Here is a 20,798-nt window from a genome sequence, read left to right on the forward strand (position 1 = left end):
AGGCGGTCGGCCCGAGCACCGCGGCCCTCGACGTCGACCCACGGGTCGGGGACGGGAACCCCTCACCGGTTCCGGTCGGCGGTCCCGGTCGCCCGGCCGGGCACCCGCGCGGGGTGCCCGGCGCGCGGGGTGGGTCAGCGGCCGAGGCTGGAGGCCAGCTGGGTGTCGGCGTCGGACAGCGTCTGCGCCGCGCTGTTCAGGTAGGACGACATGCCGGTCAGGCCTTCGAGGACCTGGGTGATGCCGGTGTTGAACTCGTCGTAGGAGTCCTTGAACGCGACCGAGGAGCGGTCGGTGACGTAGCCGCTGGAGACGAGGCCGTCGACCAGCGACTTCAGCCGCATGAGGCGGTCGGCGATCTCCGCCTTGCCGCTCTCGAGGTTGCTCGCCGCGGAACGCATGTCGTCGTAGGTGACGTTCATGTTCGCCATGGTGTTTCCGTCCTTCGGAACTCGGGGAACCTCGACCGGTCGGACGAGGAGTTTCAAGTGGACCACCCCGGCGCGTCGACCGGTCCGGTTTCCACACCCCCGTCCGGGGGATCCTTCAGACCCGCAGAGCAGCCGCCCAGGCGGTGTACTCCGACGGGGGGAGCCTGCGCGCCCGGCCGGCCAGACCCAGGACCCCGAGGTCCAGGGTTCCCTCGGCGGTCACGGCGAAACGCCAGCTCGCGGTGGGGACGTCGCCGACGCACACCACGGCCACCGGGGTCCGACCACCGCCCACCAGAGCCTGCAGCCGGTCCGCCTGGGTCTCCGTCGGCGGCCCGGACAACGCGACGACGCTGGGCCGCGGCCTGTCCCCCGCCCGGTCCGACCGCCCCGCCAGGAGGTCCGCACCGGTCTCCCGGAAACCGTGCCGCTCGAGCCGGTCGAGGACCTCGTCCAGCAGCGGGTGCGGGTGGAGGTTCTCCGGCGCCAGGACCGACAGGTCGTCCCCGAAACCCACGAGGTGGACGTCGACCCCGTCCGACCAGGAGTTCACGGCGAGTTCCACGGCCATGGACGCGACGACGTCGCGGGCGGTGTCGTGGTGCCCACCGATCGCCACGATCCCCGGCGCGCTCTCCAGGTCGAGCAGGATCTCGTGCGTCCCCGACACGGCCACGTCGACCAGGGTCGGGAACGGCGCGGGAACGTCCGGAGCCGTGACGCCGAGGGCGGTGGCGCCGGGCAGGTCGGCCAGCAGCACCCGCCAGGCACCGCCCTCGAGGACGGTCCACGGTCGCGGCGGAACCGCTGCCGGACCCTCACCGCGCACCCCGAGGTGCAGCACGAGTTCGTCGACGGAGAGGTGGGCGGCCACGACGTCGGGCAACGCCAGACCCGCCGCCGCGCGGTCCTGCGCCAGCCGGCGCAGCGCGTGGTCGAGGAACCGGGCCCGACCGGGGTCGGAGGTCGCGGTGAGGGCATCGGCGGCCGTGGCCGCTGCCGGGGTTCCCGGCCGTCGCAACGCGACGACGACGCCCGCGAGCAGCAACCCGCCGGACAGCGCGGCCCGGGAGACCAGGTCGTCCTGGGCGTCCCGGGCGTCCTGGGTCGCGGTCGAGTTCGCGTGCTCGACCGGAGCCCCGACCCCGGCGGCCGGAACCCCGGGTGCGGGTGCGCTCAGCGGAACCGCGGTCGCACCGACCGCGTCGGCCGGCAGCAGCAACGTCCAGCCGGGCCGGATCAGATCCGCGTCGACGAGGCGGGAACCGTCGGCCTGCACCCGTTCCACGTTGAGGGCGAAGATCTCGTGGTAGCGCATCGGGTCGCCGAGCGTTCGTTCCGCGATGTCCCAGAGGCAGTCGTGGTGACGCCCCTCGGGTGGCTGGACGACGTACAGCACGGGTTCCGCGCGGGAACGGGCGCTCCAGCCGAGGTCGGGGGTAGCGGCAGGCGCGGCCTGCGAGGCCCCGGCCGTCACCACGCTCCGCGCGGCGCCCGTCTCGACACCGACGACCTGGACCGCGGCGGTCGAGCCCACCGGGACGGTCTCGAGGACCGCGACGGTCCCGGGCACCCACACCGCGCCCGAGGCCAACAGGAGGACTGCGGCCACCAGACGGTGCGCGAGCAGCTGGTTGGCCCCGCCCACCGGCACCTTCCCGGAGCGTCCACCCGCGATCCAGGCCCGGGCCTCGGCGAGGACGCAGACGACGAAGTGGACCCAGACCAGCCACAGCACCACGGCCAGGACGTCGAGCACGGCCCCGGCGCTGAGTTCCGCGTCGAGCCACGCGCGGGTCGGTGCGGTCGTGGGCAACGGGTTGCCGACGAGTTCCACCAGGGCGAACGGGACGCCGACCAGGACGGCGAGCAGCACGAGTGCGGCGCCGAGGCCGCGCAGGACCTCGCCGACGCGTGCGGCCCGCGACATCGGCGCACGGGGCAACCGGTGCGGAGCGGGGGTCGGGTTCCGGGCCGTCCGGGTGGGGGTGGCAGTGCTCACGGGTCTCGCCTCGGTTCGGTGGGGCGTTCGGATCGGGTGGTCATGCGGGGGTCACGGCGCGAGCGGGACGACGAGGGTCTGGATCTCGGTGACGCGCAGGTCGAGCTGGAGCGGGATCTGCACGTCCCGTTCGACCGTCCAGCTCAGGCCGTCGTCGTCGCTCACCCAGATCCGCCAGTTCTCGGTGGCGCGGACGTCGAACGTGTCGCCGTCGCCCCGGCCCCCGGAGGTCTGCGAGTAGCTGAACGAGCAGATGCCGGATCCGGTGCGTTCGGTCGCACCGGGCAGGAGTTCCCGGCCCCCACCGGCGCACTCGACGTCCTTCTGACCCGGTTCACCGGAGGCGACCGTCAGGGAGCGGAACTCGGCCCGCATGCGCAGCAGGCCGTAGTCCAGGGGGACGTCGCGGTCGCCCTCGGCCGAGAACGAGATGGTCTGTCCCAGACGCGGTGTGCGGGAGGGCGAGGTGACGAGCATCCCCGGGTGCAGTCGGCCGGTCCTCTCCTTGGTGATGAGGTACCTGCGCTGTCCCTCCGTCAGTTCCCACCAGAACGGCGGGCGGTCCGGGGAACTGCGCAGGAACGGGAGGACGCCACTGGAGTACCCGACGACCCGTGCGGGCGCGAGCGTCACCGGGTCGACGGGCGTCGTCATGCACACCTTCAGGAAGTCCGCGGGCACCTCCACCGGCGTGGTCTCGGTCACCGTGGGTTCCGGCGGGCCGGTCGTGGTGGGAGGGGTCCCCGGCGTCGGCTCGACGACGGGCGGCGTGACGGGGGCCGTGGTCGGTACCGACGACGGGACGTCGACCGGGGAGGGCGTGTCGGTGGGCCCCGGCGTGAGCACCGGTGTCGCGGTGCTGAGCCCGAACGGTGTGGCCGAGTCCATGGTCGGGCCCGTCTCGTCCGGCGGCAGCAACCAGCAGGTCGGCACCGGGGCACCGCCGAGCAGCGCCCGGTAGTTCCTGGCCGTCCCGCCCGCGGAACAGACGGCGCCGTAGTTGCCGGCCGACGAGGCGTAGGTCCGGCAACTGCCGTGCACGTTGTCGGTGTCGGAGCCGGTGTGGTTGGCCGCCATCGCCCGGGCACCGCCGGCCTCGGCCGCCTGCGCGGGGGTCGCGAGACCGACGACGGCGGTGGCGAGGACGGCAGTGAGAACCGCGGGGAGGACCGCCGCGGTGCGCCGCATCAGAACCGCTCCTCGACGACGTCGCCCGCACCGCAGTCGGCCCCGGTGGTGGCCAGGTCGTCGACCAGCCACGCCTCGCCGACGCGCAGGACGACGGCGTGCGCGCCGCCGTAGTGGGCCGCGTTCACCGGCTCGCCGCTGGTGCGCTCGACCTGCCACCCGCGGTCCTGCAGGCAGAGGTCGAGTTCGACGCGGTCGTCCCCCGCTCGCGTGCTCGCGAGCACGCCGACCGGGTAGGGGCCCGGCATCCGGTCCCCGAGGTTGGCCGCGAGCAACGGCAGCGCCCAGGACCGGCCGTTCGGGGTGAGGGTGGCGGTGAACGCGGGAACGGCTGCCGCGTCGGCGACACCGGCGTTGATCGCGAGGGCCTGTTCGCGCAGGTACCCCCGCAACGCCGTCACCGCGGCATCGCGGTCGAAGCGGCCGTCGAACTCGCCGGCCACCGCGGTCGAGGGGACCGGCGCCGGCGGAGCCGTCGGGGTGGGCGCGGCCGCGTTCGCCGCGACCGCCGCCGCGGGCGGAGTGACGTCGCTCGCTCCGTCCGAGCACGCCGTCAGGCACGAGATCGCGCCCGCGGCGGCGATCAGCAGGATCCGGTTTCCGTGCACGTCACGTCCTCCTCGCTCGTCCCCTCGAAGGGGCGGGCCCGCCCGTCACCGGAGGCCCGAAGTTCCTCGACACCGACGATCCCCAGCAGGGAGGCCGGTTGCACGATCTCGACGTGGGTCCGCACGACGATCCGGCGGTGCAGGGGATCACCGACGTCCGTGGTCCCCCGGAAGCAGTGCCCGGGGTCGACGATCGGCGCCCCCGAGGCGGCGGCCGCCGCGCAGTACGCGTCGACCCGCGCGGCGACCTGGGCCTCGGGGAGGAGTTCCAGGTCCTCCGCGTCCAGGTCGATCGCGGCCGCGCCGGCGCGGGCCGCCTCCTCGGCGTAGGCGACGGCCCGGGCCCGGGCGCTCAGCTGCCGCGACGCGTCGACCACCAGACCGGCCAGCAGCAGCAGGACCAGCGCCAGGACCGGCACCGCCGGGGCGACGGAGCCCTCGTCCCCCCGGAACCGGTTCACGACAGCTCCCGGTTCGGGTCGAGGGGGCTGGCGAAGGAACTCGTGACCGACAACGACCCCGGCAGACCCGGCAGACCGAGGTCGGCCACCGAGTAGCTGCACCGGGCGGTGACGGTCACCGCGCGCCCCGCGGCGAACTCCGGGATGGGCTCCACGACGAGGCTGTCCGCGCAGTTCCCGGGACCCACGGCGTCGTGCAGCACCGCGTAGGCACGGTGTTGCGCCGCACCGGGACTGCGTGCGGTCGTGGCCGATCGGGCCGCGTCGCGGACCCCGGAGTCCAGCGTGGCCGAGACCTGGGTGACCCGGGCGTAGGCCAGCAGCAGGGCGATGAGCAGGAACAGCGCGGGAGCCACCAGGGTGAACTCCAGCGCGACGCTCCCCTCGTCCCCCGGGGGGCGGTTCACCGGACGTTCCCGAAGCGTTCGACGGTTCCGGAGGCCCGCTGCGTCGTGGTGAGGTCGAGACCGGGGACGAGGCTGATGACGTGGCCGGTGACCACGACGCTCACCTCGCTGCGGTTCGCGTTCCACCGCGTGCTCGCCTGCGGGTCGAGCAGCGACTCCCGACCGATGGTCCCGGCGAACTGCTCGACGTGGGCGCGCACGACCGGGTCGGCCGCGGCCGCCTGCTGCTCGTCGGGGACGACGCGCAACTGCGCGACGCCCTCGCGGGCCGAGGCCAGCGCGACCGAACGGCCGTAGGCCCACAACCCCGCCTGGATGCCGAAGAACACCAGCAGCAGGAACACCGGGGCGATGAACGCCATCTCCAGCGCCGCGGAACCCCGGTCGTCGCGGACTAGCAGACGCCGCCGACGGTGGTCTGCGAACACTTCGTCAGTTCCTCGCTCTTGGTCTGCACGATCTTGTACACCGCGCCGCCGATGAGCGTCGCCGCCACGACGACGATCGCCGCGATGACCGCCCACTCCAGCGCGGAGGCTCCCGCGTCGCGCCCCTGGGCCGCGGCCCGACGGGCGCGGGCCGAGAGCACCCGGGCGAGCCGGGACAGCAGGAGGAGGTTGTCGGACATGGTGGTTCCCTTCGACAGGTTTCTCGATCACGACTGGGCCATCAGGTTGTGGACTGCGGGGAAGGCCAGGAACACCATGAACGCGGTGCACAGGACCAGTTGGGCGACGAGCATCGACTGGGACTTCTCCCCCGCCTCGCCCTCGACGTCGGCCATGTCCCGGCGGCGCATCGTGGCCGCACGGGCCGCGAGCGAGGCGCGGATCTTCGCACCGTCGTCGGCCGCCAGCGCCAGGGCACCGGCGAGGTCGGAGAGTTCGGCCACGGCGAGTTCGTCGCCGAGGTCACCGAGGGCCTGCCAGGGCGTGCTGCCCGACAACCGCGCCCCGGCCAGGGCCTGGCGGATGCGGACGAGGGCCCAGTAGTCGCTGACGGAGGCCGAACTCAGCAACGCCTCGGGCAGACCCCGACCACCGGCGAGGTTCATCGCGACCAGGTCGGAGAACACCCCGACGACGCGGCGGAAGTCCCGCCGACGGCGCTGGGCGTCGCCCCGCAGGGCGAGGTCGGGCACCACGAAGCCGAGACCACCCATCACCAGCGCGAGCGACAACGGGACGCCTCCGGGGAGCGGAACCCCGAACCCGCGCAACGACAACCAGCAGATCGGGGCGAGGAGCAGCAGCACGAGCCCGGCGACGACCTTGGTGGCGAGGAATTCCCCCGTCCGCCGGCCCAGCACGGCGAGGTCGGCGCGCGTGCGCCGCAGCCGCCAGCCACGTTCGGCCGCGAGCACCTCGAGACGGTCCGCGAGGGTCGCCATCATCCGGCCGAACGCGGCCTGCAGGCCGAACAACCCCCGGTCGGGGGCGACCGAGGCGGCGGCCTCCGCCGCGGACAGGACGGTGCGCCGGGTCGAGCGACGGGCCCCGTCGAGGCGGGCGACCTGGACGGACACCGACGGCCGCGCCGGCACCAGGGCGGCGTGCAGGACGACGATGCCCGAGGCCGCCACGGCCCCCGTGAGCAGGGCGAGTTCCAGTCCGTCCATCACGTCGTCCTCCCGGTCTCGGGGTGGGTCAGGAACCGTTCGTGGGACTCGACCTTCGCGAGTCGGCGCAGCCAGGTCAGCCCGGCGAGGAACAGCGCGGCGACGACCATCAGCGCGATCTGCCCGGCGACCGTGGAGTACGGGGCGACGTAGTCGCGGTTGAACACCGCGAGGACCCCCATCACCCCGAGGACGATGAGCAGCACGATCTGGACGCTGCGGCGGATGCTGCGCCGGGAGGCCTCGATGCGGCGACGCACGTCGAGTTCCTCGCGGGTCGAGGTGGCCAGGGCCGTGAGCACGTCACGCAACCCCGGGCCGCGCAACCGCGCGTTGAGCACCAGCGCCGCGACGACGACGTCCGCGCTCGGGTCGTCGACGTCGCCGGCGAAGCGCAGCAGCGCGTCCGGCAGCGGCTCGCGGATGCGCAACCGGTCCACCAGGAGGTTCAACGACGGCCGCAGCACGGGCGCCGAGGTGGCCGTCGTCGCGGGGATCGCCTGCTCCAGACCGATCGCGCCGGCGATGGTGTCGCGCAGCGACTCCGTCCAGTTCGCGAGACCCTCCAGTCGGGCGATGCCGCGGTTCTCCTCGGCGTTGCCGCCGAGCAGCCGCTGCCAGCACGCGACGAGCAGACCGATGCCGATCCCCGCCACGACCCACCGGGTCAGGACGAGGGTCAGGACGCCGGCACCGATCCCGAGCAGCGCCTGCTGGCCCAGTCCCGCGACCGCACCGCGGCGCAGCCCGGGTCGGGAGCTCGGTCCGGGGATCCGACCGTGGACCCCGAGCACGAGGACGAGGATCCCCAGCCCGACGAGCGCCGCGGTGAACGCGACGAGGAACTCCGGTGGCGTCCGCACCGCGCCGTTCACGAACCCCACCGCTCGAGGACGGGGGCGACGTAGCCGGCGGCCTCGAGGTCGTCGGCGCACTGCAACGGCGCGTGCGCACGGGCGACCCCGTCGCGACCGGCCAGGAACACCTCGGAACTGAGGACGCGGCCGTCGACGCCGGTGACCTCGCGGACGCTGGCGACGGCACGGCGCAGGCTCCCGCCGGAGTGGTAGGTGTTCTGCTTGTCGAGGAACACCACGAAGTTCACCGCGCCCGCGATGAGCATGTGGCTGGCCTCCACCGGCAGGTGCTCCTCCGCCTGCAGGGCGTAGGTGGAGATGCGGTTGAACACCTCCGCCGAGGAGTTCGCGTGGATGGTGGACAGCGAACCGTCGTTGCCCTGGCTCATGGCGTTGAGCATCGTGACGATCTCGTCGCCGAGGACCTCACCGACGATGACCCGGCTGGGGTTCATGCGCAGCGAACGACGGACGAGTTCGGCCATGGTGACCCCGCCGACCCCTTCGGAGTTCGGCAGCCGTTCCTCGAACGCGACGGCGTTCGGGTGCTCGCGCACCTGCTGGTCCAGACCGAGTTCCAGGGCCCGTTCGACCGTGATGAGCCGCTCGTGCGGCGGGATCTCGGCCGCGAGCGCCCGCAGCAGGGTCGTCTTCCCGGAGTTGGTGGACCCCGCGAGCATGATGTTCTTGCGGGCCCGCACGGCGGCCCGCAGGAACTGCGCGAGGTCCTCGGTCATGGAACCGGACGCGACGAGGTCGGCGAGGGTGGCGCTGGAGAGCCTGGCCCGGCGGATGCTGAGCGCCGGACGCTGGCAGACGCCCATGACCGCCGAGAGCCGCGACCCGTCGGGCAGCCGGAGGTCGAGCTGGGGGTTGGCGGAGTCGAAGGGCCGACTGGTGAGTCCGACGTTGGAGGCGAGCACCTGGACGAGTTCGACGAGGTCCTCGTCGGACTCGGCGACGGCACCGTGGAGTTCCTCCCGGCCGTCCGCGTAGCTGACGAACACCCGGTCGCAGCCGTTGATGTCGATGTTCTCGACGTCGGGGTCCTCGAGCAGCGGCTGGAGTCGTCCGACGCCGAAGAGGGCGGCGCCGATGGCGGAGGCCACGGATTCCTCGCCCTCGGCGGACAACGGCGGCCGGCCGGCCTCCACCTCGGCGCGGGCGTGGTCCTCCAGGACCTGCACGACGAGGGACCGGGCGAACTGCCGTTCGTCGGCAGCCGACATGGGGGTGCGGCCCGCGGTGTCGTCGCGACGTCGCTGGGCGGAGAGGCGGTCGGCGACGACGCCGCGCAGACGCCGGACCAGGTCGTGGTCGACGGCCTCGTGCGATCGGTGCCCGGTCGTGGACCGTCCGGTGGCCCGGCTGGAGCCGCGGTCGGAATCGCGGTGGGTGAGGAGGCTCACGCGGCACCTCGCTGGAGTTCGCCGTGGGCGGCGGCGGCCAGGGCGGCCACCACCGGTACCCCCGCCCGCACCAGCGCGGTGCGTTCGGGGCGCGCCGAACGGGCGCCGTCGAAGACGCGGGCTCCGGCGGGATCGAGCGGGAGGCGGCCGAAGTCCTCGACCCAGTCGCCGACGGAGGTCAGGACCGCCGCCGCGTCCGCGGCGTCGCGGCGGTGCGGGTCCCCCACGACGACGACACCGGTCCGCGGGAGCAGACCGTCGGGTCGGCGCAGCGCACCACCGAGGACGCGTAGTCGTTCCCGGCCGTGCAGCACGGCGGCGGTGTCGGCGCGGACGAGGAGGACCACGGTGTCGGCGGCCCGCAGCAGGTCGAGGTGCACGGCGTCGGCGCCGACGCGGCCGGCGTCGACGAGCACGTCGGTGGGCACCTCGCCGTCGCGCAGGTCGGCGACGGCGTTCGCGAGCGCCGACCAGCCGCGCCCGGCGGCGAGGGACTGCTCGGGCCCGGTCATCCCGCAGACGACGCGGGTGCCCCCGGCGACGACCTGGGCCTGCTCGAGGACCTGCGCCCCGCTGAGACCGCGGCGGGCACTGGTCAGCAGCGGCAGCAGGCCGCGGTCGGGGTCGAGGACACCGCCGTCGACGGCGGGTACGCGGGCGGCGACGTCACCGCCGGCCGGGTCGGCGTCGAGGAGGACGCAGGGGTGCGGCCAGAGCGCCGCGCTGAGCAGGGCGGTGGTGGTCACCCCGGGAGAGCCCTTGGCGGAGAGGAAGGAGACGAGGGCCACCGGTCACTCCCGCACGAGGTCGACGGGCGGGACGGTGGCGTCAGCGAGGCGCACCAGGGCGACCTGTCCCGCGGCGGCCGCGGCCACGACCTGGGCGGCGTCGGCGGTCGGGACGAGCAGGGACACCGTCCCCGGGTCGCCGGCGACGTCACCGACGCCCGCGGCGGCGGCGGAGCCGCCGGCGACGACCCGGGCCGATGCGAGCAGGACGGTGCCGGCGGGCTGCCCCGTGACGGTGGTGGAGCCGTCGGAGGCCACGAGGAAGGCGCGGACGACGTCGCCGGCGGCGAGCGCGTCGCCGGGACGCTGCTCGGGCCCGGGGACGATCCCGACGACCGCCGCGTCGGTGGGGACGGTGTCCCCGGCCAGGAACATCGTCCGGTTCACCAGGGTGTCCGCGGGGATGCGCGAGGTCGCGTGGGTGCCGACGAAGTTCGCCAGGGCGGAAGCGGGGACGACGGCAGCTCCGTCGGCGGCCACCCGGGCGGTACCGAGGTCCTGCGCGGTCACCACCGCGCCGGGAGCGATGTCGTGCCGGGCCACGAGGACGTCGACGCGGTCTCCGCTGCGGTGCACCACGAGGGCGCTGCCGAGCGAGCCGGCGACGACCAGAACGAGACCGGAGGCGATCAGCGCCGGACGGCGTTCCCGGACGGGGCCGGGCAACCGCGCCGCGGAGGTGGCGCTCGGCGCGGGGCGGGCGCTGCGCTGGGTGGGCGGGGCGGCGGTCGAGGGCATGCCCAGAAAGGTGGCACGCGGTCCCGCTGCACCCGTGACGGATCGCGACCGGTTGCGCCGTGTGGGGTTTCAGCGTCACCCGCTCTGCGCAAGCAGTGACGACGCTGTGTGGTCGGATCGGGTGAGTTCGGGGTTCCCGGCCCCGGACCCACCCGATCCGTGGTGTCAGCGGTCGGCGAGTTCCCCGTGGTGCTCCCGCAGGTCGAGGACGGCAGGTGCGTCCTCGGAACGCAGTTCCGCCGAGACGAGGGCGGCGACCGAGGCCACCCGAGGGTCGCGCAGGATCGACATGTGCTCGCCGGCGACCTCGACGATGCGGGCGTCGCCGCTGAGGTGGGGACCCCACTGCCGGCGGGCTGCGGCGTCCACGTCGTCGCCCGCGACGAGGACGAGGGTGCGACCGGGGTAGACCTCGGTGGTGTACCTGCGCTGCAGGAAGTTCCCCTGCCGGAAGAACCGGATGTAGTGCCCGAGGCCGGAGTGCGCCTTGATCCCGGTGAGGGCGAGGGAGACCCCTTCCTTCAGCTTGGCGAGCGTCGAGGGGTGGTGCACGACGGGCATCAGCGCGGGGTCCGGCGGGAAGGAGTCGAGGACGATCAGGGTCTCGACCTCCTGGCCCGCACGGCGCAGCTGGTGCGCCATCTCGAGGGCGATGAGACCGCCGAGGGAGTGCCCCGCGATCCGGTAGGGGCCTTCGGGTTGCTCCCCCCGGACCGTCGCGACGTGGCGGCGGGCGATGCGCCCGACCGACCAGTCGGGCAGGGCCCGGTTCTCCAACCCGTTGGCCTGCAACCCGAGGACGGGGATGCCGGGCACGATCTGGTGGGCCAGGGTCCGCATCGCCAGCGCGGCGCTGCCCGCTCCGGCGACGAGGAACAGCGGTCGTTCCCCGCCCTCGGGACGCAGCGGGACGAGGGTGGGCCGGTCGCTGCGGACCTTCGACCGCACGGCGGCCGCGAACGACGCGACGGTCGGTGCGGCGGCAAGGGTCGCGGTCCCGATCTGGGCGAGCGACTGGTCCCCCAGTGCTTCGAGGCGACTCACGAGGGCCTCGGCCGCGAGGGAATCGCCACCGAGTTCGAAGAAGTCGTCGTGGATGGAGAGGTCCTCCAGTTCCAGGACGGCGCAGAACTGTTCGAAGACGACCTCCTCCCAGCCCGTGCGCGGAACCTCGAAGGGGGCCGAACTCGGTGCGGGGTCCGGGAGTCGGGACCGGTCGAGCTTCCCGCGTTCGGTGCGCGGCAACGCGTCCAGGAACACGACGTGCTCGGGGACCATGTGCGAAGGCAGGTTCTCGCGCACCACGGCCCGGACGGCCGAGGCCTGCGGACGCGGACCCTCGGGGACGACGTAGGCGACCAGGGACATCCGCCCGGTGCGGGCGGAGGGGCGACCGACGACGAGGGCCTCGCGGACGTCGGGCTGGGCGAAGAGCAGGGCGTCGACCTCCCCGGGTTCGACGAGCAGGCCGCGCACCTTCACGCTGTGGTCGCTGCGGCCGAGCAGACGCAGGCAACCGTCGCTGCCGAGGGACCCGACGTCGCTGGTGCGGAACGTGCGGGAGCCGTCCGGGTTGTCCCGGAACACCTCTGCGGTCTTCTCGGGGGCGTTCCAGTAGCGACCACCGAGCCAGCGGCTGGTGAGGACGACGCGCCCGGTGCCCTCGTCGGAGAGGGAGCCGTCCTCGAGTTCCACCTGGAGCCGGGCGCCGGGAACGGCCCAGCCGACGGGCGTCGCGCCGTCGGGGGACTCGTCGTCGCCGCTGATGGGGTACTCGGTCATCAGCCACGTCTCGGTCGATCCGTAGCGGTTGCGCACCACGCAGTCCGGGCCGACGGCGCGGCGGATCGCGGCGAGTTCGGCACCGTGGACGGTCTCACCGGCCATCGTCACGCTCTTCAGCCCGGGGAGTCGTCCCCGCGTCCCGAGCGAGGTGATGACCCCCCGCAGGATGGCCGGCGAGGCGAGCAGGACGTCGGCGCCCACGTCGGCGAGGAAACCCGGGAGTTCCGCGATCGAGCGGCGACGCGGGTCGAAGAGTTCCTGGCGGGCGCCGACGAGCAACGCCCCGAGGGTCGGGGTGACCCCGGCGCTGAACGCCATCGGCAGCAGGTGCGCCACGACGCTGCCGGCCGGGTAGGCACCGGTGCCCTCGGAGCTCACCCAGGTGTCGTGCAGGATCGAGCGGTGCTCGCAGGCCACGCCCTTCGGGGCGCCGGTGGAACCGGAGGTGTAGACGATGACCGCGACGTCGTCGGGGTCGGCCGGCGAGCCGAGCAGCGCGGCGGCCGCGTCGACGTGGTCGGGCCAGGCGGACGCGTCGGCCGAGTCCGGGTCGAGGACCCTCGCGGCGACCTCGGCCGCGGTGGCGGTCCGTGCGGTGTCGGAGACGACGAGGCTCGCGCCGGCCGCCTCGACGTAGTGCCGCAACCTCGGTGCCGGGGTCGTCGGGTCGAGCACGACGACGGGGTGACCGGCGGCGATCACCCCGACCATCGCGGCGACGGCGCCGACGTCGTGCCCGCGGAGCACCGCGACCGGGGTGGCCCGGGGGTCGAGACCCGCATGGTGGGCCAGCACCGCCGAACGCACGAGTGCGGCCCGGCGCAGCAGGTCCGCCCCGGTGAGCCGGTCGACGCCGTCGGCGACCAGGACCTCGTCGGCGCACGCGAGCGCGACGTCGACGATGCGCGGGACCAACTGTCCCTGCGCGTGTTCCTCGGAGAACCTCGTGAACCCTTCGTCCACGGCGTCCGTCCCTGTCGTGACCCCCACGGGTGAGCCCCCTCCCCCGACCGGTCTAGGAAACCGGTCTCGTGTGGCCGAACCCTAGCCCGTCCGGGGTCGCCCCAACGGAGCAGCAGCGTGGTCCCGACCACAAGACCACCGCACGGACGCCGGAGTTCTACGGACGGTCCTCGCCGCTGACCCAGAGCCACCGGAAACCCCGGGATCCCTTACGCCACGGGAGGTTCGGGGCGGGGACTCAGGCCGCGTCACCCCGGGCGACGAGTTCACGGGCTAGCTGGCGGTACGACTCGGCTCCCGGGTGGTTGCTCGCGTAGGACGTGATGGGTTCGGCCGCCACCGTCGCGTCGGGGAACTTCACCGTCCGCCCGATCACGGTGTGGAACACGTCGTCGCCGAAGGCCTCGACGACACGGCTCACGACCTCACGGCTGTGCAGGGTCCGGCCGTCGTACATGGTGGCGAGGATCCCGTCGACCTCCAGGGCCGGGTTCAACCGCTCCTGCACCTTCTCGATCGTCTCGACGAGCAGCGCGACCCCGCGCAGCGCGAAGAACTCGCACTCCAGCGGGATCAGGACCCCGTGGGAGGCGGTCAGCGCGTTGACGGTGAGCAGGCCCAGCGAGGGCTGGCAGTCGATGAGGACGACGTCGTAGTCGTCGAGGGCCGGCCGCAGCGCGCGGGCCAGGACGCTCTCGCGGGCGACCTCCCCGACCAGCTGCACCTCGGCGGCGGAGAGGTCGATGTTCGCGGGCAGCAGGTCGAGACCCTCGACGGCGGTCTCGCGGATGACCTCGCGCACGTCGGTCCCGCGCTCCATGAGGAGCTGGTAGACGGTCTTGTCGAGCTCGTGGGAGTTGATGCCCAGTCCCGCCGACAACGCGCCCTGCGGATCGAAGTCGACCAGCAGCACGCGGCGGCCGTACTCGGCCAGCGCCGCCCCGAGGTTGATGGTGGTCGTCGTCTTGCCGACCCCACCCTTCTGGTTGCACATCGAGATGACGCGCGCCGGACCGTGCTGCGCCAACGGGGCCGGCACCGGGAAGACCGGCATCGGGCGCCCCGTGGGGCCGTTCTGCGGCCCCAGCTCGATCTCGCCCTGCACCGCGCGGGTCTCCCGGACCTCGCCCGCCGGAACGGGCTGCGGCTCCGTCTCGACGGGCGACTGCGGTTCGGGTCGGGGCTCGGACTGCGCGACCGGCTGCTGGATCGGCTGCGGCAGGGCGGTGGGTCGCTGCGGGAAGGGACGCGGGACCGGCCGCGGGAGGGGCTGCACCACCGGCGGGGCCACCGGCTCCTGCACCGGAGCCGGCACTCGAGCGTCGTCGCTCGTCGGCGTGCCGGTGGCGTGCTGGGGGTACTCGCTGGTCACGGCGGGGCACTTCCTCGGGCAGTCGTGGGCGTGTGACGGGTGTGTCTCTGCGGGTGACCCTAGTCCGCCGGGCGTGGTGGAGCGGTGGACGGGTCGTGAGCACGTGGGTGGCTCTCCGCGTGCACCTCGCGCAGCGAATCAGCCGTGACGAGGGTGTAGACCTGCGTCGTCGCCACCGAGGCGTGACCGAGCAGCTCCTGCACCACCCGGACGTCGGCCCCTCCCCGCAGCAGGTGCGTCGCGAAGGAGTGACGCAGCGTGTGCGGCGAGACGGCCCGGGTGATCCCCGCCCGACGCGCCGCCGACTGGAGCACCGCCCACGCACTCTGTCGCGAGAGCCGACCGCCACGGGTGTTGAGGAACAACGCGGGTGTCCCCCGCCCCGCGGCCACCAGCTGCGGACGGGATCGGACGAGGTACTGCTCGAGCGCGGTGCGGGCGTAGGACCCGATGGGGACCACCCGTTCCTTCGACCCCTTGCCGCGCAACCGGACCACGCCCGTCTCACCCAGCACCTCGGGCATCGCGTCGTCGACGTCGAGCCCCACGGCCTCGCTGATGCGCGCCCCGCAGCCGTAGAGGACCTCGAGCAGCGCGGCGTCGCGCAAGGGCACGGCCGACTGCCCGCCGTCACCGCCGGACCGCGCGACGTCGAGCAGCCGGGTGACCTCCTCCACCGTCAGCGCCGCGGGGAGGCGACGCGGTGGCGCCGGTGGTCGCACCAGGACCGAGGGGTCGTCGGCGCTGCGGCCCTCGGCGTGCAGGAACCGGTGCCACCCGCGGACGGCGGAGGCCGCCCGGGCGGTGGAACTGGCCGTGAGCACCGCCGCGCCGTCCTCGCCGGTGCGCAGGGTCACGACGAACGCGCTCACGGCGGCCTCGTCGACCTGACGGGGATCGGTGATCCCCCGGCCGGCCAGGAAGCGCACGTAACGGGCCAGGTCACGGCGGTAGGCCCCCAGCGTGTTGGCGGACAGGCCGCGTTCCACCTGCAGGTGAGCGAGGTAGTCCCGGACCGCCGCCTGCAGGGCGCTCGCCTCGCGGGGTTCCCCGGAGTCACCGGGGGCAGCGGCGAGGACCTGGGCGGACACGCTCCGACCCTACGGGGCGCGCACCGCGCCGTGACCGGGGACACACGCCGGGACCGGGCGGAAAGATCCGGTCAAGTCGTTCACCCGTTCGGCCGACCACACCTGCGTGCGAGCATCGAGAACTTCACCCACCGGCGTCGAACGGCGCTTCGGCGACGACGAGCTGATCGTGACGAAGACCGATGCGCGCGGGCTCATCACCTACGCCAACGACGTCTTCCTCCGCGTGTCCGCCCTGACCGAGGGCGAGGTCGTGGGCCAGCCGCACAACATCATCCGGCACCCCGGGATGCCTCGCGGGATCTTCGACCTGCTCTGGGAGACCCTGCGCAGCGGCAGCGAGATCTTCGCCTACGTCGTGAACCTGGCCGCCGACGGTGCGCACTACTGGGTGCTGGCGCACGTGACCCCCAGCGTCGACGCCCACGGGAAGCTGCTCGGCTACCACTCCAACCGCCGGGTCCCGGTCCCCGCGGCCCTCACCGCGGTGCGCCGCCTCTACGACGAACTGCTGGCCGTCGAGGCCCGGTTCAGCCGACCCGCCGAGGCCGTCGCCGCCTCCCGTGCCCTCCTCACCGAACGTCTCGACACCGCGGGGATGACCTACGACGAGTTCGTCTGGTCCCTCAGTCCCGAAGGAGTGGCCGCGTGAACCTGCTGCGACGCAAGCCGTCAGCCACCACCGGCCGCACGCACGACGACGTCCTGCGCACCGTCGCGGCCGTCGCCGGACGGGCCGCCGCGGGCGACCTGGAGGCCCGCGTGCCCTACCTCGGGGACGACGCCGTGCTGGTCGAGCTGCGCACCGCCTTCAACCACCAGCTCGACATGACCGACGCCTTCGTCCGCGACGCGTCCGCGACGCTGACGGCGGCCAGCGAGGGCCGGTTCCACCGCCGCTTCCTCCTCGGCGGCACCCGGGGCGCGTTCCGCAACGGCGCCCAGGTCATCGACGCCGCGCGCCGCGCCAGCGCGACCGCCGGCGCCGAGCTGGACCAGGCGACCGCCAGTCGCCTCGCCCTCGCCGACGAACTGGAGTCCACCGTCCTCGGGGCCTCCGAGCAGGTGAGCGCCGGGGCCACCAGCGCCGGGGCCGGGGCCGCCGAGCTCGCCCGCACGGCCCGCGACGCCGTCGAGCAGGTCCAACGGGCCGTCGCGACGGTCGGATCGCTGCGCGAGGCGTCCTCGCGCATCGAGGAGGCCGTGAAGCTCATCGAGAAGGTCGCCGCGCAGACCCGTCTGCTGTCGCTGAACGCGACCATCGAGGCCGAGCGCGCCGGGCCGGCCGGGGCGGGGTTCGCCGTCGTGGCCGAAGAGGTCAAGCGCCTCGCCGACCAGGCCGCCCAGTCCAACTCGGTCATCGCCGCGCAGGTGGCGGCGAGCCAGCAGGCCACCGAGGAGGCCGTGGCCGTCATCGAGGGTGTCGCCGCCCGGATCGAGAGCATGGACGCCGAGGTCGGCGCCATCACCGACGCCGTCTCCGGTGGAGGCGGAACCACCGGACTGTCGGAGATCGCCGGCCTCCTGCAGCAGCAGGTCGGCGGTTTCGTCGCGACCGTCCGGGGTTCCTGAGGACTACCCCTGCGGTCGCAGCAGCCCGGTCGGCCAGGGAGCGTCGGCCGGGCGCAGCGCGTCCAGGCCGCTCGCCCTGGCCGCCTGCAGGGCGAGCACCCCGATGACGCTGCCCGGGTTCGCGAAACGACCGGAGAGCACCGCGTCCACGGCCTGAGCCAACGGGACGCGGACGGGGACGAGGTCCTTCTCCTCGTCCTCGCGCACGTGCCGGTCCGCCGGCGCCACCGCGGACAACCCGCGGGCGAGGTAGACGCGGTTCGCCTCGCTGGAACCTCCCGGCGAGTTGAACCAGTCCACCAGGACGGCCCAGTCGGAGGCGACGAGGTCGGCCTCCTCGGCGAGTTCGCGCTGCGCCGCCAGCAGGGGCGCCTCGCCGGCGACGTCGAGCAGCCCGGCCGGCAGTTCCCACAACTCCCGGCGGACCGGGTGGCGGTACTGCTTGATGAACAGGACGTTCTCGTCGTCGTCGAGAGCCAGGATGGTCACCGCACCCGGGTGGCGCTGGACGTCACGCACGACCGGGGAACCGTCGGTGAGCTCCACCGTCTCGCTCACCACGTCCCAGACGTGCCCGGCGAAGACGACCTCGCTGCCCGCGAGGCGACGCTGCGCCGGTGCGTCCGACAGCTCCGCCCCGTCGACGAGGGGAACCTGCAGTTCCTCCGGGAAGCTCATGCCGTCACGTCCGAGAGCTGCTCGGTCACGGGTTCCGCGGGCTGCGGGTCCACGTCGATGAGCTGCCCCTCGCGCTGACGACGCAGAGCCGCCGCGACGAGACCGGAGAACAGCGGGTGCGCCCGGGTCGGGCGCGACTTGAACTCCGGGTGGGCCTGGGTCCCGACGTAGTACGGGTGGACGTCGGCGGGCAGTTCCACGAACTCGACGAGTTCGCGGTCGGGGGAGGTGCCCGAGAAGACGAGGCCCTTCTTCGACAGCTGGTCGCGGTAGGAGTTGTTCACCTCGTAGCGGTGACGGTGGCGCTCCGAGATCCGCTCGCTGCCGTAGGTGGTCGCCACGACGGAACCCTGCTGGAGGACCGCCTCGTAGGACCCGAGGCGCATGGTGCCGCCCATGTCGCCGTCACCGGAGACGATCTCGCGCTGCTCGGCCATCGTCGCGATGACCGGGTGCTTCGCGTCGGGCTCGAACTCCGTGGAACTCGCGTTCCGCAGGCCGGCGACGTTGCGCGCGTACTCGATCACCATGCACTGCAGACCGAGGCAGAGACCGAGCGTCGGGACACCGTTCTCGCGGGCCCAGCGCAGCGCACCGAGCTTGCCCTCGATGCCGCGCACCCCGAAACCGCCCGGGACGCAGATCGCGTCGACCCCGTGCAGCTGCTTCTGCGCACCCTCCTGGGTGGCGCAGTCGTCGGCCGCCACCCACCGGATGTCGACCTTCGCGTCCTCGGCGAAACCACCGGCGCGCAACGCCTCGGTGACCGAGAGGTAGGCGTCGGGAAGGTCGATGTACTTGCCCACGAGGGCGATCTCGACGTGGCGACGCGGGTTGTGCACGCGACGCAGCAGGTCGTCCCAGGTGGTCCAGTCGACGTCGCGGAAGCTCAGGTTGAGCTTGCGGACGAGGTAGGCGTCGAGACCCTCGCGGTGCAGGACCTTCGGGATGTCGTAGATCGAGGGCGCGTCGATCGCGGCCACCACGGCCTCGTCGTCGACGTCGCACATGGAGGCGATCTTCCGCTTGACGCCTTCGGGGATCTCCCGGTCGGCGCGGCAGACGATGGCGTCGGGCTGGATGCCGATGCTGCGCAGGGCCGCGACGGAGTGCTGGGTGGGTTTCGTCTTGAGCTCTCCGCTGGGACCGATGTAGGGCACCAGGGACACGTGGACGAAGAACACGTTGTCGCGGCCGAGGCGCTGCCGCACCTGGCGGGCGGCCTCGAGGAACGGCAGCGACTCGATGTCGCCGACGGTCCCGCCGACCTCGGTGATGATCACGTCGATGTCGTCGCGGGCCTGGGCCCGCATCCGGTCGACGATCTCGTTGGTGATGTGCGGGATGACCTGGACGGTGTCGCCGAGGTACTCGCCACGACGTTCCTTGGCGATCACCGACGAGTACACCTGGCCGGTGGTCACGTTCGCGGAGGCGTCGAAACGCACGTCGAGGAAGCGTTCGTAGTGGCCGATGTCGAGGTCCGTCTCGGCACCGTCGTCGGTCACGAAGACCTCGCCGTGCTGGAACGGGTTCATCGTGCCGGGGTCGACGTTGAGATAGGGATCGAGTTTCTGCATCGCCACCCGCAGGCCACGGGCCCGGAGGAGTCGGCCGAGGCTGGAGGCCGTGAGCCCCTTCCCGAGGGAGCTGGCCACACCCCCGGTCACGAAGACGTGCTGGGTGGGGGACTCGGGAGTGCTGCGGTTCGCCACGGAGTTCGAGCGTACCGGACGCACGGCCTCCTCGCCGCCGCGCCGCGCGATCAGGACCGGAGACGGTCGTGGACCCCGCGGACCTGGGCGAGCGCCGCCGCCGCGTCCGGCAGCCGGGCCGCACGGGCCGCGGAGCGGCGTCCACGGTCCTCCCGCGCAGCCGGATCACCCAGCAGGGCGTCCAGGGCGTCCGCGAACGCCCTGGGGTCTCCCACGGGCACCAGGACGGCGGCGTCCCCCGTGACCTCCCGGGTGCCACCGACGTCGGTCGCCACCACCGGCACCCCCGCCCGCAGGGCCTCCTGGACGAAGACCGGCTGGCCCTCCCAGAGGCTCGTGCTCAGGGCGACGTCGGCGGCGGCCAGCAGGTCGGCCACGTCGTCGCGTCGACCGACCAGCGTGACGGGGAGCCGCTCGTCGCGGACCCGGGCCGCGAGCTCGTCGTGCAGCGGCCCCTCCCCCACGACGACGATGCGCCCGAGGGTGAGCCGGTCGGCGACGTCCAGCAGCGTCGGCAGCCCCTTCTGCGGGGCGAGCCTCGCGACCGCCAGGGCCACCGGGCCCTCCCCCAGGACGGCGCGCCCCCGGGTCGCCTCCCCCGCCGGGAGTTCCGGTGCGGGCACGAGGGCCCGTTCGGCGGTCCGCGCCCCCAGGGCCCGGGCGATCTGCACCAGGTCCTCCGAGACCCCGAGGACGACGTCGGCCCGACGGCAGACGACGCGCAGGACGCCCAGGCCGAGCCGCGCGCGCGGCCCCGCACCGAGGACGGCGTTGTGCAGGGTCACCACGAACGGGGTCCGTCGCCCGACCGCGAGCGCCGCGACGAGCCCGGCCCGCACCCCGTGGGCGTGGACCAGCGCCCCGGGAACCGCGTGCAGCGCCGCACGCAGCGCCGCGACCGCTCGCAGGTCCCGGACCGGGTCGAGGCTCGCACCGATCTCCACGGCCGTGGTCGCCGCGTCGAAGGCGAAGCGCCGCAACGTCTCCGCGGGCGCCGCGACACGGACGTCGACGCCGTCCGCGCGCAGTCCGGCGCAGAGCTGGACGACGTGGCGGCCGACTCCTCCGGCGCTGCTGGCGAGGACGAACACGACGGGACCGTTCGACACGAGGGT

At 73.7% G+C, this 20,798-nt stretch carries 21 protein-coding genes; 2 read left to right on the plus strand and 19 right to left on the minus strand.

Going from position 1 to position 20,798, the window contains the following annotated elements:
• Positions 1-134: 134 nt before the first annotated feature.
• From SJY07_RS02675 to xerD, 16 genes are all read right to left on the minus strand, one after another.
• Complete coding sequence (locus SJY07_RS02675; RefSeq protein WP_328295772.1) at positions 135-422, minus strand: WXG100 family type VII secretion target; 288 nt, start codon at positions 420-422, stop codon at positions 135-137.
• Between the two features lie 124 nt (positions 423-546).
• Entirely contained in the window at positions 547-2,433 is a 1,887-nt protein-coding gene (locus tag SJY07_RS02680) for a LysM peptidoglycan-binding domain-containing protein (RefSeq protein ID WP_380156857.1), read from the minus strand.
• 51 nt (positions 2,434-2,484) lie between these two features.
• Complete coding sequence (locus SJY07_RS02685; protein ID WP_380156858.1) at positions 2,485-3,621, minus strand: hypothetical protein; 1,137 nt, start codon at positions 3,619-3,621, stop codon at positions 2,485-2,487.
• Positions 3,621-4,229: a hypothetical protein gene (locus SJY07_RS02690; RefSeq protein ID WP_380156860.1), complete on the minus strand. Its 609-nt coding sequence runs from the start codon at positions 4,227-4,229 to the stop codon at positions 3,621-3,623. Before SJY07_RS02690 ends, SJY07_RS02685 begins: the two co-directional genes overlap by 1 nt.
• Positions 4,205-4,690, minus strand: coding sequence for a pilus assembly protein TadG-related protein (locus SJY07_RS02695; protein ID WP_380156862.1), 486 nt, complete (start codon positions 4,688-4,690; stop codon positions 4,205-4,207). Before SJY07_RS02695 ends, SJY07_RS02690 begins: the two co-directional genes overlap by 25 nt.
• Positions 4,687-5,097, minus strand: coding sequence for a TadE/TadG family type IV pilus assembly protein (locus SJY07_RS02700; protein WP_380156864.1), 411 nt, complete (start codon positions 5,095-5,097; stop codon positions 4,687-4,689). Before SJY07_RS02700 ends, SJY07_RS02695 begins: the two co-directional genes overlap by 4 nt.
• Positions 5,094-5,525, minus strand: a complete 432-nt coding sequence (locus SJY07_RS02705; protein WP_380156866.1) for a TadE/TadG family type IV pilus assembly protein — start codon at positions 5,523-5,525, stop codon at positions 5,094-5,096. Before SJY07_RS02705 ends, SJY07_RS02700 begins: the two co-directional genes overlap by 4 nt.
• Positions 5,492-5,725, minus strand: coding sequence for a hypothetical protein (locus SJY07_RS02710; RefSeq protein ID WP_328295765.1), 234 nt, complete (start codon positions 5,723-5,725; stop codon positions 5,492-5,494). Before SJY07_RS02710 ends, SJY07_RS02705 begins: the two co-directional genes overlap by 34 nt.
• A gap of 27 nt (positions 5,726-5,752) precedes the next feature.
• Positions 5,753-6,715, minus strand: a complete 963-nt coding sequence (locus tag SJY07_RS02715; protein ID WP_380156868.1) for a type II secretion system protein — start codon at positions 6,713-6,715, stop codon at positions 5,753-5,755.
• Positions 6,715-7,599: a type II secretion system F family protein gene (locus tag SJY07_RS02720; RefSeq protein WP_380156870.1), complete on the minus strand. Its 885-nt coding sequence runs from the start codon at positions 7,597-7,599 to the stop codon at positions 6,715-6,717. Before SJY07_RS02720 ends, SJY07_RS02715 begins: the two co-directional genes overlap by 1 nt.
• A complete protein-coding gene (locus SJY07_RS02725; protein ID WP_380162113.1) occupies positions 7,587-8,882 on the minus strand; it encodes a CpaF family protein in 1,296 nt (431 codons plus the stop codon). The genes SJY07_RS02720 and SJY07_RS02725 overlap by 13 nt, the downstream gene beginning before the upstream one ends.
• Positions 8,883-8,977: 95 nt before the next feature.
• The gene (locus tag SJY07_RS02730; protein WP_328295761.1) at positions 8,978-9,769 is read right to left on the minus strand and encodes a hypothetical protein; all 792 of its coding nucleotides are present in this window, start codon (positions 9,767-9,769) and stop codon (positions 8,978-8,980) included.
• Between the two features lie 3 nt (positions 9,770-9,772).
• Positions 9,773-10,507, minus strand: coding sequence for an SAF domain-containing protein (locus SJY07_RS02735; RefSeq protein ID WP_380156872.1), 735 nt, complete (start codon positions 10,505-10,507; stop codon positions 9,773-9,775).
• A 165-nt stretch (positions 10,508-10,672) separates the two neighbouring features.
• Complete coding sequence (locus tag SJY07_RS02740; RefSeq protein ID WP_380156875.1) at positions 10,673-13,282, minus strand: AMP-binding protein; 2,610 nt, start codon at positions 13,280-13,282, stop codon at positions 10,673-10,675.
• Positions 13,283-13,493: 211 nt separating this feature from the next.
• Positions 13,494-14,309 carry a ParA family protein gene (locus tag SJY07_RS02745; protein ID WP_380162115.1) on the minus strand — a complete coding sequence of 272 codons (816 nt, stop codon included), beginning with the start codon at positions 14,307-14,309 and terminating at the stop codon, positions 13,494-13,496.
• Between the two features lie 377 nt (positions 14,310-14,686).
• On the minus strand, positions 14,687-15,718 hold the full coding sequence (gene xerD / locus SJY07_RS02750; RefSeq protein ID WP_380156876.1) for a site-specific tyrosine recombinase XerD: 1,032 nt from the start codon (positions 15,716-15,718) through the stop codon (positions 14,687-14,689).
• Positions 15,719-15,824: 106 nt separating this feature from the next.
• On the opposite strand from xerD, the gene SJY07_RS02755 reads away from it, so the two are divergent.
• Both SJY07_RS02755 and SJY07_RS02760 read left to right on the plus strand, forming a co-directional pair.
• Positions 15,825-16,370, plus strand: a complete 546-nt coding sequence (locus SJY07_RS02755; protein ID WP_380156878.1) for a PAS domain-containing protein — start codon at positions 15,825-15,827, stop codon at positions 16,368-16,370.
• Positions 16,367-17,290 carry a methyl-accepting chemotaxis protein gene (locus SJY07_RS02760; RefSeq protein WP_328295755.1) on the plus strand — a complete coding sequence of 308 codons (924 nt, stop codon included), beginning with the start codon at positions 16,367-16,369 and terminating at the stop codon, positions 17,288-17,290. The genes SJY07_RS02755 and SJY07_RS02760 overlap by 4 nt, the downstream gene beginning before the upstream one ends.
• Positions 17,291-17,293: 3 nt before the next feature.
• Here the strand turns inward: SJY07_RS02760 and SJY07_RS02765 are convergent, their stop codons facing one another.
• Genes SJY07_RS02765 through SJY07_RS02775 form a run of 3 tightly spaced genes read right to left on the minus strand, consistent with a single transcriptional unit; the run spans position 17,294 to position 20,792 of the window.
• A complete protein-coding gene (locus tag SJY07_RS02765) occupies positions 17,294-17,968 on the minus strand; it encodes an NUDIX hydrolase (RefSeq protein ID WP_328295754.1) in 675 nt (224 codons plus the stop codon).
• Positions 17,965-19,683: a CTP synthase gene (locus SJY07_RS02770; RefSeq protein WP_328295753.1), complete on the minus strand. Its 1,719-nt coding sequence runs from the start codon at positions 19,681-19,683 to the stop codon at positions 17,965-17,967. The genes SJY07_RS02765 and SJY07_RS02770 overlap by 4 nt, the downstream gene beginning before the upstream one ends.
• Positions 19,684-19,733: 50 nt before the next feature.
• Positions 19,734-20,792, minus strand: coding sequence for a glycosyltransferase family 4 protein (locus tag SJY07_RS02775; RefSeq protein WP_380156881.1), 1,059 nt, complete (start codon positions 20,790-20,792; stop codon positions 19,734-19,736).
• Positions 20,793-20,798: the final 6 nt, after the last annotated feature.

The organism is Kineococcus sp. R86509 (assembly GCF_042466365.1).
Classification (GTDB): domain Bacteria; phylum Actinomycetota; class Actinomycetes; order Actinomycetales; family Kineococcaceae; genus Kineococcus.

Coding starts and splice junctions, on each gene's coding strand:
- SJY07_RS02675 (WP_328295772.1), bottom strand. CDS start 422: ATGAACGTCACCTACGACGACATGCGTTCCGCGGCGAGCAACCTCGAG.
- SJY07_RS02745 (WP_380162115.1), bottom strand. CDS start 14,309: ATGCCGGTCTTCCCGGTGCCGGCCCCGTTGGCGCAGCACGGTCCGGCG.
- SJY07_RS02715 (WP_380156868.1), bottom strand. CDS start 6,715: ATGGACGGACTGGAACTCGCCCTGCTCACGGGGGCCGTGGCGGCCTCG.
- SJY07_RS02735 (WP_380156872.1), bottom strand. CDS start 10,507: ATGCCCTCGACCGCCGCCCCGCCCACCCAGCGCAGCGCCCGCCCCGCG.
- SJY07_RS02765 (WP_328295754.1), bottom strand. CDS start 17,968: ATGAGCTTCCCGGAGGAACTGCAGGTTCCCCTCGTCGACGGGGCGGAG.
- SJY07_RS02710 (WP_328295765.1), bottom strand. CDS start 5,725: ATGTCCGACAACCTCCTCCTGCTGTCCCGGCTCGCCCGGGTGCTCTCG.
- SJY07_RS02685 (WP_380156858.1), bottom strand. CDS start 3,621: ATGCGGCGCACCGCGGCGGTCCTCCCCGCGGTTCTCACTGCCGTCCTC.